Source organism: Staphylococcus hyicus (assembly GCF_000816085.1).
Classification (GTDB): domain Bacteria; phylum Bacillota; class Bacilli; order Staphylococcales; family Staphylococcaceae; genus Staphylococcus; species Staphylococcus hyicus.
Genome location: NZ_CP008747.1, coordinates 1,280,510 through 1,292,789 on the forward strand (window position 1 = coordinate 1,280,510; position 12,280 = coordinate 1,292,789).

General features: G+C 34.7%; 13 protein-coding genes and 2 other annotated features. Of the genes, 12 read left to right on the plus strand and 1 reads right to left on the minus strand.

Translation table 11 applies throughout. The features are described 5' to 3' along the window. Window positions 1–10 precede the first annotated feature (10 nt). Window positions 11–1,297: a glutamate-1-semialdehyde 2,1-aminomutase gene (gene hemL / locus SHYC_RS06085; protein ID WP_039647624.1), complete on the plus strand. Its 1,287-nt coding sequence runs from the start codon at window positions 11–13 to the stop codon at window positions 1,295–1,297. A 222-nt stretch (window positions 1,298–1,519) separates the two neighbouring features. Further along, complete coding sequence (locus SHYC_RS06090; protein ID WP_039645365.1) at window positions 1,520–2,596, plus strand: AbrB family transcriptional regulator; 1,077 nt, start codon at window positions 1,520–1,522, stop codon at window positions 2,594–2,596. A 59-nt stretch (window positions 2,597–2,655) separates the two neighbouring features. Here the strand turns inward: SHYC_RS06090 and SHYC_RS06095 are convergent, their stop codons facing one another. After that, on the minus strand, window positions 2,656–3,207 hold the full coding sequence (locus tag SHYC_RS06095) for a DNA-3-methyladenine glycosylase I (RefSeq protein WP_039645367.1): 552 nt from the start codon (window positions 3,205–3,207) through the stop codon (window positions 2,656–2,658). Window positions 3,208–3,261: 54 nt separating this feature from the next. Further along, window positions 3,262–3,471: a binding site (T-box leader), on the plus strand. Window positions 3,472–3,515: 44 nt separating this feature from the next. On the opposite strand from SHYC_RS06095, the gene SHYC_RS06100 reads away from it, so the two are divergent. From SHYC_RS06100 to SHYC_RS06140, 10 genes are all read left to right on the plus strand, one after another. Continuing rightward, the gene (locus SHYC_RS06100) at window positions 3,516–6,146 is read left to right on the plus strand and encodes a valine--tRNA ligase (RefSeq protein ID WP_039645368.1); all 2,631 of its coding nucleotides are present in this window, start codon (window positions 3,516–3,518) and stop codon (window positions 6,144–6,146) included. A gap of 11 nt (window positions 6,147–6,157) precedes the next feature. After that, on the plus strand, window positions 6,158–7,420 hold the full coding sequence (locus SHYC_RS06105; RefSeq protein ID WP_039645370.1) for a bifunctional folylpolyglutamate synthase/dihydrofolate synthase: 1,263 nt from the start codon (window positions 6,158–6,160) through the stop codon (window positions 7,418–7,420). A gap of 168 nt (window positions 7,421–7,588) precedes the next feature. Next, window positions 7,589–8,302, plus strand: coding sequence for a prepilin peptidase (locus tag SHYC_RS12630; protein ID WP_052257830.1), 714 nt, complete (start codon window positions 7,589–7,591; stop codon window positions 8,300–8,302). Beyond that, window positions 8,299–8,982: a RadC family protein gene (gene radC, locus SHYC_RS06115; RefSeq protein WP_039645372.1), complete on the plus strand. Its 684-nt coding sequence runs from the start codon at window positions 8,299–8,301 to the stop codon at window positions 8,980–8,982. The genes SHYC_RS12630 and radC overlap by 4 nt, the downstream gene beginning before the upstream one ends. A 337-nt stretch (window positions 8,983–9,319) precedes the next feature. Further along, on the plus strand, window positions 9,320–9,778 hold the full coding sequence (locus tag SHYC_RS06120) for a DUF4930 family protein (protein ID WP_039645375.1): 459 nt from the start codon (window positions 9,320–9,322) through the stop codon (window positions 9,776–9,778). A gap of 70 nt (window positions 9,779–9,848) precedes the next feature. Then, window positions 9,849–9,983, plus strand: a complete 135-nt coding sequence (locus SHYC_RS12530; RefSeq protein WP_257053375.1) for a hypothetical protein — start codon at window positions 9,849–9,851, stop codon at window positions 9,981–9,983. A 190-nt stretch (window positions 9,984–10,173) separates the two neighbouring features. Next, entirely contained in the window at window positions 10,174–11,010 is an 837-nt protein-coding gene (gene mreC / locus SHYC_RS06125) for a rod shape-determining protein MreC (protein ID WP_039645377.1), read from the plus strand. Beyond that, window positions 11,007–11,531 (plus strand): rod shape-determining protein MreD, encoded by a 525-nt coding sequence (mreD, locus tag SHYC_RS06130; RefSeq protein ID WP_039645380.1) that lies wholly within the window; start codon window positions 11,007–11,009, stop codon window positions 11,529–11,531. Before mreC ends, mreD begins: the two co-directional genes overlap by 4 nt. A 28-nt stretch (window positions 11,532–11,559) precedes the next feature. Then, window positions 11,560–11,633 (plus strand) — a sequence feature (ribosomal protein L21 leader region). Window positions 11,634–11,644: 11 nt separating this feature from the next. Beyond that, a complete protein-coding gene (gene rplU, locus SHYC_RS06135) occupies window positions 11,645–11,953 on the plus strand; it encodes a 50S ribosomal protein L21 (protein WP_037565481.1) in 309 nt (102 codons plus the stop codon). Between the two features lie 2 nt (window positions 11,954–11,955). After that, a complete protein-coding gene (locus tag SHYC_RS06140) occupies window positions 11,956–12,276 on the plus strand; it encodes a ribosomal-processing cysteine protease Prp (RefSeq protein WP_039645382.1) in 321 nt (106 codons plus the stop codon). The last annotated feature ends 4 nt before the right edge of the window (window positions 12,277–12,280 follow it).

Consider the following 12,280-nt stretch of genomic DNA (forward strand, 5'->3'; position numbering starts at 1 on the left):
TGTTGTCATGATGCGTTATGAAAAATCAACTCAAGCATTTGAAATTGCTGAAAAATTAATGCCTGGTGGTGTGAATAGTCCAGTGCGTGCTTTTAAAGCGGTGGACACACCTCCTTTATTTATGGAACGTGGTGAGGGAAGTAAAATATACGATATCGATGGTAATGAATATATCGATTACGTTTTAAGTTGGGGCCCTCTCATTTTGGGGCATAAGAACACTAAAGTTATTGATGCAATTCACAGTGTGGTTGACCGTGGTACGAGTTTTGGTGCTTCGACGTTAGAAGAAAATAAATTAGCACAACTTGTTATAGACCGTGTGCCTTCAATTGAAAAAGTTAGAATGGTCTCTTCAGGAACTGAGGCTACACTCGACACACTAAGACTTGCGCGTGGATATACTGGTAAAAATAAAATCCTCAAATTTGAAGGGAATTATCATGGACATAGTGATTCTTTACTTATTAAAGCAGGCTCAGGCGTTGCGACACTTGGATTACCAGACTCACCTGGTGTTCCTGAAGGTACAGCAAAAAATACGATAACTGTGCCGTATAATGATCTTGAAGCTGTGAAATATGCATTTGACCAATTCGGAGATGATATTGCAGCGATTATTGTCGAACCTGTCGCAGGAAATATGGGTGTTGTACCACCAGTTGAAGGGTTTCTACAAGGATTAAGAAAGATTACGCATGAAAATGACGCGCTACTAATCTTTGATGAAGTCATGACTGGATTTAGAGTGGGTTACCACTGTGCACAAGGCTATTTCAATGTAATTCCAGATTTAACATGCTTAGGTAAAGTGATAGGCGGAGGTCTTCCTGTAGGGGCATTTGGTGGTAAAAAAGAAATTATGAATCACATTGCGCCTAGTGGAGACATATATCAAGCAGGTACGTTATCAGGTAACCCATTAGCGATGACTAGTGGCTATATGACCCTGAGCCAGTTAACGCCTGAAAGTTACACATATTTCAATGAGTTAGGTGACTTATTAGAGGAAGGTCTTAAAACAACTTTTGCAAAATATAATGTGCCGATTGTCGTTAATCGAGCGGGATCTATGATTGGCTTCTTTTTAAATGAAGGTCCAGTGACTAACTTTAAACAAGCTAATGAAAGTAATTTAAAGTTATTTAGTGTTATGTATCGCGAGTTAGCAAAAGAAGGTATCTTTTTACCTCCTTCTCAATTTGAAGGTATGTTTTTATCTACTTCGCATACTAAAGCTGACATTCATAAGACAATAGAAGCCTTTGATACTGCTTTAAGTAGAATTATTAAGTAATATTAAAAAAATTAAAGTTTATATAAATGTGTTTTAATGGTAGGTTGCCGTGGCAATAATATGATTGGTTTTTCAGTGTGTGTCACTACAATAATACTTGTGCATCGTATGACAATGAATTTATAACACCTATAGCCAAAGCTATTGCAATGATGACGCATCGATTTACTTCTAACTACATCTAAATGGAAAACTCACACTTTTTTATTGGCGGTGTTAATAATGAAAAGCACATATTTAAGGCATAATTTTATCTTGTTTGCGCTTGCAATCGTATGTAGTTTTCTCTTATATTTTCTTAATATCATGCTACCATGGATGTTTGGTCCTATCATTGCAAGCATTATTTCAGTTCGACTTCTAAAACTTAATGTAAAATGGCCGTGGATTTTAAGTGAACTAGGCTTAATTATATTAGGCGTTCAAATCGGCAGTGCGTTTACTTCTAAAGTCATCAATGATATTAAATATGATTGGTTTTCAATTATTTTAGTGACGTTTCTCCTTTTATTTTTAGCTTTGGTTGTTTCAATTGGTTTCAAAAAAATTGCGAAAGTAAATACGGAAACAGCGTTGCTTAGTGTTATACCCGGCGCTTTAAGTCAAATGCTTGTCATGGCTGATGAGAATAAAAAGGCAGATATTTTAGTGGTGAGTTTGACACAAACATCACGCATTATTTTTGTTGTGATTTTAGTACCTCTTATCTCTTTCTTTTTTAAACATGAGCCGTCAAGGGCAAGTGAACACAATGAACGCCTTACTGAAGTACTCAACATAGAGGATTTGCTCATTCTTATTGCGGGCATTGCAATTGTGTATTTTTTAATGAAATGGATAAAATTCCCGACTAAAATGTTATTGGCACCAATCGTTGTGTTAATCATTTGGAATATATCTACTGGTCGAGCGTTTACTGTAGATTATCCAATCATTGCAATGGCGCAAATGATGTATATGATACGTATTGGCATACAAATTTCGCATTTGATTGATCGCTTAAAAGGAAGAGTGGCCGTCGCAGTTGCCTATCAAAATATATGTTTGATTTTAGGTGCATTTTTGATGGTTTTAGCAATAAAATCATTTAATAGCGCATCCATTAATGAACTGTTTTTAAGTGCAGCACCAGGGGGTATGAGCCAGATCGTGTTAATTGCCTTAGAAACAGGTGGTGACGTCGCAATGATATCGAGTTATCATATCTTTAGAATATTTTTTATTCTATTCATAATTGCGCCACTCATTCATTATTATTTGGAATATCGGTTGAAAGATAAGACAGAAAATCAAAATTAATATAGAAGCAGTATATAGATTGGCTATGAGATGGCAATGCTATTTACTGCTTTATTGATTTATGTTCTATAAGGGCAATCAATGAGGTGGCTATTATACATGCCACAAGCCTCCATAAAAGAAAATATGGTGACAGGACCGATAAACTTAAAGCCAAATTGTTTTAAATCATGTGTGAGTTTTCTAGCGGTTGCATTTACAGTTATCCGTTCATCTGGATTCTGATACTTGAAATCAATAGGTGTATGATTAACATAAGACCATATAAAATCACTGAAAGACCCATATTGTTGTTCAATTTGGATAAATTCTTTTGCTTGCGCGATGATGGCTTCCAATTTTTTTCTATGATGAATGATATTAGGAAAGGTCATGAGCGCATCGACATCACTTTCGGTCATTTTTGCTATTTTGTAAGGATCAAATTGATAAAATGCTTGTTGATATGCTTCTTTTTTCTTTAAAATGGTAAGCCAAGAGAGGCCGGCATGTTGCGATTCTAATGCTAAAAGTTCAAATAATGCTTGACTATCATACATAGGTTTGCCCCAAACTCGATTATGGTATGCGATATAGTCAGGGTCTTTGGTACCGAATGCGCATCGATTCATAAAAATCACTCCAATTATTGACTTCATAATGATTTCAGTATACTATAAATATGAATTAAATATTAGTTTGGGAAGAGTAGGTAAGTCGCTTTTTTAAGAGAGTGCATGGTGCTGTGAATGCATAAAAGTCTTATTGAAGGTAGCCCACTTGAACTTTAACTGAACTGATTGAGTAAGTTAAAGCGTCTCATGAGCGTTAATCATTAGAGTGCAATAGTGTGAACTATTGAAAATAGGTGGTACCACGGAACATCCGTCCTATATTAGGACAGATGTTCTTTTTTATTTTTTACGGAGGGATTAAAATTATGGAAATGCAACCTAAATATCATCCGCAAGAAGTTGAAGCGGGACGTTATCAAAAGTGGTTAGATCAATCACTTTTCAAACCTACAGGAGATGAAACAAAACCCACATATACGATTGTTATTCCACCACCAAACGTGACAGGTAAGTTACACCTGGGTCATGCTTGGGATACGACGTTACAAGATATTTTAACACGCATGAAACGTATGCAAGGATATGACACATTGTACTTGCCAGGAATGGATCACGCTGGTATAGCTACACAAGCGAAAGTCGAAGCAAAAATGAAGGAAGAAGGTATTTCTCGTCATGATATCGGTCGAGAGAAATTTCTTGAAAAAGCTTGGGATTGGAAAGAGGAATATGCAGATTTTATTCGACAACAATGGGCGAAACTTGGCTTAGGGCTAGATTATTCACGTGAACGATTTACATTAGATGAAGGATTAAGTAAAGCTGTTCGTAAAGTCTTCGTTGATATGTACAATAAAGGTTTAATTTATCGTGGAGAGCGTATCATTAACTGGGACCCAGAAGCACGCACTGCACTATCTGATATTGAAGTTGTGCATGAGGATGTTAATGGTAAATTTTATCATTTTAAATATCCATTTGTTGATGGTGATGGGTATATTGAAATTGCAACAACACGTCCTGAAACAATGTTAGGTGATACTGCAATTGTAGTGAATCCTGAAGATGAACGCTACAAAGCTATAATTGGTAAAAAAGTCATCTTGCCACGTGTAGGTCGTGAATTACCTATTATCGCAGACAGTTATGTCGATAAAGACTTTGGTAGTGGTGCAATGAAAGTGACGCCTGCACATGATCCAAACGATTTTGAAATTGGAAATCGTCATGAATTAGAACGTATTGTCGTTATGGACGAATCCGGTCATATGAATGACAATGCAGGAGAATATGCGGGACTTGAACGCTTTGAATGTCGAAAAAAACTTGTATCAGATTTAGAAGCAGAAGGGCTTGTCATTAAAATTGAAGATCATGTGCATTCTGTAGGCCATTCTGAACGTACAGGAGCGGTCGTTGAACCTTATCTATCAACACAATGGTTTGTTAAAATGGCACCTTTGGCACAACAAGCATTAGATAATCAAAAAGGCGATGGCCGAATTGAATTTGTACCAGCCCGTTTTGAAAAAACTTTTAATCGATGGATGGAAGAAATTAGAGATTGGACAATTTCTCGCCAATTATGGTGGGGGCACCAAATTCCAGCCTGGTACCATAATGAAACAGGTGAGATTTATGTTGGTGAACAAGCACCAGAAGATGTCGAAAATTGGACACAAGATGAGGATGTTTTAGATACATGGTTCTCAAGTGCATTATGGCCATTTTCAACATTAGGTTGGCCAGAAGAAGATGCGAAAGACTTGAAACGATACTATCCAACAAATGTGCTGGTGACAGGATATGACATTATTTTCTTCTGGGTTGCACGGATGATTTTCCAAGGTTTAGAGTTTACAGGTCAAAAACCATTCGACGATGTATTATTACATGGTTTAGTCCGTGCTGAAGATGGCAGAAAAATGAGTAAGTCACTTGGTAACGGTGTCGATCCAATGGATGTTATTGACGAGTATGGTGCAGATAGTTTGAGATATTTCTTAGCTACAGGTTCTTCTCCAGGTCACGATTTACGTTATTCAACAGAAAAAGTAGAATCTGTTTGGAATTTTATTAATAAAATTTGGAATGCAGCCCGTTTTAGTTTAATGAATATCGGGGACAATTTTAAATTTGAAGATATTGATTTATCTCAGGACCTATCTGTAGCGGATCAATGGATTCTTACGCGTTTAAACGAAACAATTGAAACTGTAACGCAATTGAGTGATAAATACGAATTTGGTGAAGTAGGTCGAGTGCTATACAACTTTATTTGGGATGAATTCTGTGACTGGTATATTGAAATGAGTAAAATACCAATGAACAGCGACGATGAAAACCAAAAGAATGTGACGCGATCAGTTCTTAGTTACACGCTTGACCGTATGATGCGATTACTTCATCCATTTATGCCATTTGTGACTGAACATATTTGGCAAAACCTTCCGCATAAAGGGGAGTCTATAGTTACGACTGAATGGCCAACAGTTAATAGCGCGTTGATATTTACAGAAAGTAAGCAAGTAATGCAACAACTTGTTGAAATAATTAAATCAGTGCGTCAATCACGTTTAGAGGTTAATACGCCATTATCTAAAGCGATTCCAATTAAAGTTCAAGCTAAAAATGAGGCGATAAAAGCGTTGTTGATTGAAAACCAACATTATTTAGAACGTTTTTGTAACCCAAGTGAATTAGATATTAGTACAAATATTACAATTCCTGAAAAAGCGATGACGTCTGTCGTAAGTGCGGGTGAAGTCATTCTGCCTTTAGAAGGTTTAATTGATATGGAAAAAGAAATCGCTAGGCTTGAAAAAGAACTTGAAAAATGGCAAAAAGAATTGGACCGTGTAAATAAAAAATTAGCAAATGAGAACTTTGTGAAAAAAGCACCAGAAAAAGTCATTAATGAAGAACGTGCTAAAAAAGCACAATATCAAGAAAAATTCGACGGTGTTCAATCTAGAATCGAACAACTAAAGGCTTAGGAGTTTAAAGTATGAATTATCTAGATAGTTTATATTGGATACATGAACGGACTAAATTCGGCATTAAACCTGGTGTCAAGCGTATGGAATGGATGTTGGATCGTTTAAATCATCCAGAACGTCATATTAAAGCTATCCACGTCGGAGGAACCAATGGAAAGGGCTCCACTGTAGCATATCTTCGTACAGCTCTTGTTAATAATGACTATCAAGTCGGTACATTTACGTCACCCTATATTGAAACGTTTAATGAACGTATAAGTTTGAATGGGGAACCGATTTCTAACGAGGCAATTGTAGACCTAGTGTCACGTGTAAAACCTGTCAGTGAAGCTATGGAACAAGAAACAGATTTAGGTGTAGCTACAGAGTTTGAGATTATTACTACGATGATGTATCTCTACTTTGGCGAACTACATCCAGTGGATTTTGTGATCGTCGAAGCAGGATTAGGTGTGAAAAATGATTCAACAAATGTGATACAACCAATCATTAGTATTTTGACAAGCATCGGACTTGATCATACGGATATATTAGGACATTCTTATTTAGATATTGCCAAAGATAAAGGTGCGATCATTAAACCCAATACGCCAATCGTGTATGCGGTAAAGAACGAAGAGGCATTAAAATATTTAAGACAATTAGCTATTGATTTAAATGCACCTTCGATGGAATATGATCGAGACATTTTAGTTGTATCTGAAGCAGATGAATTTACGTACCGATACAAAGATTATGAGATGGAAAATATTGCATTAACAATGTTAGGTGAACATCAGAAAGAAAATGCTGCTCTGGCGATAACGACACTTATCGAGCTATATGAACAACAAGTCATAGATATTGACTTTAATAAGATGATTCAAGGGATTGAAAGTGTTCAATGGAAAGGGCGTATAGAAAAGGTCAATGAATCGCCATTAATTATTATTGACGGCGCTCATAATAAAGAAAGTGTGGATGCTCTTGTTGACACCATTGGACGCTATTATGGTTTGGACAAAGTAGATATTCTCTTTTCAGCAATTAAAGGTAAGCCTATTTCCAATATGTTAACGGCTTTTAATACAATTGCAAATCATTTTTACGTTACAGGGTTTGAATTTCCTAAGGCGCTGCCTAAACAAACACTTTATGATGAAGTGGATTTTGAAGACAAGACGTTAATTGATGATTATGTTAATTTTATTAAAAATTATCAAGGTGACGCCTTGTTAATTACCGGAAGTTTATATTTTATTAGTGAAGTAAAATCTAAAATGGGATATTAAAATACAGTTTTATAGCAACGTGCTTAAACTTTGGAAGATTTTTACCATTCTTCAATCGTTTAAGCACGTTTTTTCAATTTATAATGTAATAAAATCTTGAAATGATGCGCAATTGCAATTTATATTTCTACTTGTACCTCATGTATACTGAGATTAAAGGAGGTCATCATGATTGTACAGTGTTATTTAGGTAGCTTTGTAATGAGTTTTCTTCTGTATGTATCTCAATGTCAATTACGTCAATGGACAACGTTATTGTCACGGTCTAGATGTGAGAATTGTCAATCAACTTTGACGTGGTGGATGCTGGTGCCGATATTCAGTTATATTATTTTAAAGGGGAGATGTTATAAATGTCGTATTAAAATTCCAAAATATTTATTTATAGGCGAATGTTTAGGTGCGATTATGAGCTATTTGATTTTAAAGCTCAACTTTCAAATTGAGTATGTATATCTATTTCTAATAAGTTTCATTCTATTGACTATCAGTCTTATCGATATACAAAATTATATTGTACCGAATCGTTTGTTATTGTTATTAGTAGTTTTAATTGCATTTTTGCGTCCAACGCACATAACAATTTCTATTTTAACGTGTTTATGTATCAGTGTACTTTTACTTATTGGTTTCACATTTCCTAGTTTAATCGGTTTTGGCGATATTAAACTATTGATTATTTTATTTTGTATCTTACCAGTTCCATTTGTTCTATATGTCATTTGGTTTACCTTCCCCATAGCAGCAATCTTATACCCATTTTATGTATCTTTGTTATCTTCTAAAAAATATATTCCACTAGTTCCATTTATTACCCTTTCTTTTTTTATTGTCGCTTATTATTATCCAATGTTAAATGTTTGGTTCGGAGGTGTACGATGACTAGAATTAAAGACTTATCTCCTGATGAAATGCCTAAAGAACGCTTAATACAGTCAGGGGCTCAAGCGCTATCGAACACGGAATTACTTGCTATTTTAATCAATACAGGGAGCAAGGGACGATCAAGTTTAGATATTGCGTCCACGTTGTTAGCAGATTGTAAAACATTGAAAACCTTACAAGACATTTCTTTCCATGAATTAATTACTTTTGAGGGGATAGGAATAAGTAAGAGTACAACGTTATTAGCGGCGTTTGAGTTGGCGCGTCGTCTAAATTATAAAATCGACAAAAATACATCTCAAATGATAAAGCATCCCGACCAAATTGCGGATATTTTATATCCACAACTCCAATTTGAAAATCAGGAAAATTTTATCGTCTTCATATTAAACACCAAACATCAAATTATTCACCAAGAAATATTATTTAAAGGTACTTTGAATAGCGCAATTATACATCCTAGAGAAGTTTTTAAAATTGCACTTAAATATTCTGCGCACGCCATTATTGTTGCACATAATCATCCTTCAGGAGACCCTACGCCATCTCCTGCAGATATTGACACAACAGTTCGTTTAGCGGCATGCGGAGAAACAATGGGAATCCAACTTCTAGACCATATTGTTATTGGCCATCAATGTTATGAATGTGTTGATATTACTCAAAATAAAAAATAAACGCTATACGCAAAAGATACGCATAACGTTTTACATTAAAGTTGAAAATTTTCGGCAAGCAACATGAATAATTTATAACATAAGTAAATGATTAAAACAAATATTCCGGCTTTAATCAAAAATCTAATGATTGTGATACTTACTCTAAATAGCAACACGATTAACAATATAATTAAAAAAATTGAAAGTATGCTCAATAATACTCACTCCTTTCCTATAATATACTCATTTTAAATAAAAATTGCATCCGACTTGCGCTCGTGGTTAAATTAAGTCTAGAGAATGAGGATGAAAATTTGTAAATTCTATATAATGGATGAGAGAAGGAGGCATATCTATGAAAGTGATTTTGAATTTAATCAAAATATTTACACTCTTCTTAATCGTAGGATTAATCATCTATATCTTAATAAAAGATGTGCCTCATATGAATGATGCGAAATGGAATCCTATACACACATCTAATCAACAAAATGTTGATGAAGATGGCTATGTCATTCCAGCAGAAGGAAAAAAATATATTCTTGAAGAAAATCAAATTTTAAGAAATGTCCCCTCTAGCCAAGCACGTCACTTTTTTAATTGGATAGATAAATATGAATTTATGCAAGTTAATGCTTTTTCTAGAATGGGATATGATGATAAATATTTAATTGCCCAAAGAGACACGCAATACTTAATCTATCGCTTTGGGAGTGACCATGTACGTGTCTATACGACTGAACACGACTTATATTCTGATTTAAATCAACTTGGACATCAAATAGAAATGCATCCAATTGCAGCGTATCAATAACATGCATCGTTTGAAATTTTATTAGAGATACGTTAGGGTTGAATAGAAAATTGTAAAAAGGGTGAGTCATATGTCGATAGAAAATAATGCGCAACAAAGTAATGAACAGGTTAAGGCGCAAAAGTTATTTGCTCAATGGCGAAAAGACGAAACTTTATACAAAGAAGATGCGCCACAAACTGATAAATCGAATAAAAACAACTAAAAAATTAGTCTTTAATTGTTTAACCTTCATGATTCATTATGATGAATTTTGAAGGTTTTTTAGGCATTACAAAGAAATAATTTGTGTATTCACGTTATTTTAGAATAAATATCTCTTGTGGCTTTATTTAAGTGCGTGAGTGATATAAAATAATGAGTGTTATTTACAATTACATATTGAGGTGTTGAGGTTGTCTCATTTTTTTAAAAATAATAAATTAATCGTGTTATTTTGTGCGCTCATTATTTTTATTGCTTTAATTGGCTTGTCACTTCGGTCTCATACACAATCTATCCCAGAGCAGTATGCAGGGGATTCAATATCTTTCGGACAACGAATTTTTACATATCCGATGCAAGTGCTCTCTGGCACGACTAGAGCAATCATGCATAATGATGCTAAGCCTTCTAAATCAGAGAATCAACTTCAAGCTGATAACCAACGACTTCAAGCTGAAAATCATCGGTTACGTGACGATCTTAAAATAAGTGATATTTCAAAGTATGAGCCTATGGCTGTGAATGTGATTGCACGCCATCCAGATCAATGGATGAATACATTAATCATTGACAAAGGGGGGAAAGCTGGTATTAAAGAAAATATGGCAGTTTTGACTCCTGATGGTCTTATCGGACGCGTGACGAAGGTCAATCAATTCTCTGCTCAAGTGAATTTAATTTCAACAAAGGGTCGTACAAATCGCCTTTCTGTGCATATTTTGAATAAAGATAATGAAGCTTTTGGTTTAATTGATCACTATGATGAAAAAAATGATCGGCTCATCATTTCGGATATAGATAACAGTCATAAACTTTCAAAAGGGGACAAGGTGATTACGAGTGGCTTAGGTGATCAGTTGCCACGAGGAATTTATGTTGGCGAAGTTGAAAAAGTTCAAAATGATCAATACGGACTTTCAAAACAAGTTGTCGTGAAAACAGGTTCAAATATCAATCAAATAGGCACAGTGTATGTTGCTAAACGTGATCCTAAAACAATTGAGCAGTCAGAGGAGGATGCATCATGAAGCGTGCATCTATTTATTTAATTTTAGCATTTGTAAGTTTTTACTTGGATACGATACTTACAATGTTGTCACCGATTAAATTGTTTGGAATACAGTTTATTATGGTGCCGCGACTGACACTTATTTTCCTATTATTAATTACGTTTTACAGAAATGTTTACGTGGCTTTAATCTTAGGATTATTTTTGGGATTAATGACTGACCTTTATTTCGGCGAAATTTATGGCGTATATCTTATATCATATTTAATTTGTATACTATTTGTTGAGAAATTTTTCTCACTATTTTATCGAGATCATACGATTGTATTCATCGTAATTTTAGCAAGTGTGGTTGTGCTAGATATTTTTGTCGCACTCATTTACCACTTGGTTGGTTTGATTGATTTTAATATCTTAAACTATAGTATATATAGAGCACCATTAACGTTACTCCTTAACGCGTTATTACTTATCTTTATTTATTCTGTTTTAGATTATCGTCAAAAAAGAAAAAGAAGTATTGACATCAAAATTAAGTGATGGTATGATGCAGTAGTTGAGTAGTTTTAGCTACATACAACCGCTCAAATATAGGTTTTAAGTACATGATGTCACCTATATATGGCGTGACTTAATTATAGGAGGTGCAAAGTATGTTTGCTATTATTGAAACAGGTGGAAAACAAATCAAAGTAGAAGAAGGCCAAGAAATTTACGTTGAAAAATTAAACGGTAATGAAGGCGATACTTTTACTTTTGATAAAGTCTTATTCGTAGGTGGAGACAGCATCACTGTTGGCGCGCCAACAATCGAAGGTGCAACAGTATCTGCGAAAATTAACAAACACGGTCGTGGTAAAAAAATCACTGTATTTACTTACCGTCGTCGTAAAGACTCTAAACGTAAAAAAGGTCACCGTCAACCATATACTAAGTTAACAATCGACAAAATCAGCCTTTAATTATGATACGTGTTGATATTAAGTTAAATGATGACGGACAGGTTACAGACGTTATTATGGAAGGACATGCAGATTTTGCAGAACACGGACAAGACATTGTTTGTGCAGGTGCATCGGCTGTACTTTTTGGTAGTGTCAATGCTATCATAGGTTTAACTTCTGAAAGACCTGATATAGATTATAGTGATGACGGAGGCTATTTTCATTTCCGTAGCGTAGATACATCTAATGAAAAAGCACAGTTAATCTTACAATCTATGTTAATATCTTTACAAACTATCGAAGAAGAATATAAAGACTACATTAAATTAAATTATAAGTGAGGTG

Excerpts from the sequence above, each read along its gene's own strand:
- SHYC_RS06140 (WP_039645382.1), top strand. The coding sequence starts at position 11,956 with ATGATACGTGTTGATATTAAGTTAAATGATGACGGACAGGTTACAGAC.
- SHYC_RS06095 (WP_039645367.1), bottom strand. The coding sequence starts at position 3,207 with ATGAATCGATGCGCATTCGGTACCAAAGACCCTGACTATATCGCATAC.
- SHYC_RS12530 (WP_257053375.1), top strand. The coding sequence starts at position 9,849 with ATGTCGATAGAAAATAATGCGCAACAAAGTAATGAACAGGTTAAGGCG.
- mreD (WP_039645380.1), top strand. The coding sequence starts at position 11,007 with ATGAAGCGTGCATCTATTTATTTAATTTTAGCATTTGTAAGTTTTTAC.
- SHYC_RS06120 (WP_039645375.1), top strand. The coding sequence starts at position 9,320 with ATGAAAGTGATTTTGAATTTAATCAAAATATTTACACTCTTCTTAATC.
- SHYC_RS06090 (WP_039645365.1), top strand. The coding sequence starts at position 1,520 with ATGAAAAGCACATATTTAAGGCATAATTTTATCTTGTTTGCGCTTGCA.
- SHYC_RS06105 (WP_039645370.1), top strand. The coding sequence starts at position 6,158 with ATGAATTATCTAGATAGTTTATATTGGATACATGAACGGACTAAATTC.
- hemL (WP_039647624.1), top strand. The coding sequence starts at position 11 with ATGCGTTATGAAAAATCAACTCAAGCATTTGAAATTGCTGAAAAATTA.
- rplU (WP_037565481.1), top strand. The coding sequence starts at position 11,645 with ATGTTTGCTATTATTGAAACAGGTGGAAAACAAATCAAAGTAGAAGAA.
- SHYC_RS06100 (WP_039645368.1), top strand. The coding sequence starts at position 3,516 with ATGGAAATGCAACCTAAATATCATCCGCAAGAAGTTGAAGCGGGACGT.
- radC (WP_039645372.1), top strand. The coding sequence starts at position 8,299 with ATGACTAGAATTAAAGACTTATCTCCTGATGAAATGCCTAAAGAACGC.
- SHYC_RS12630 (WP_052257830.1), top strand. The coding sequence starts at position 7,589 with ATGATTGTACAGTGTTATTTAGGTAGCTTTGTAATGAGTTTTCTTCTG.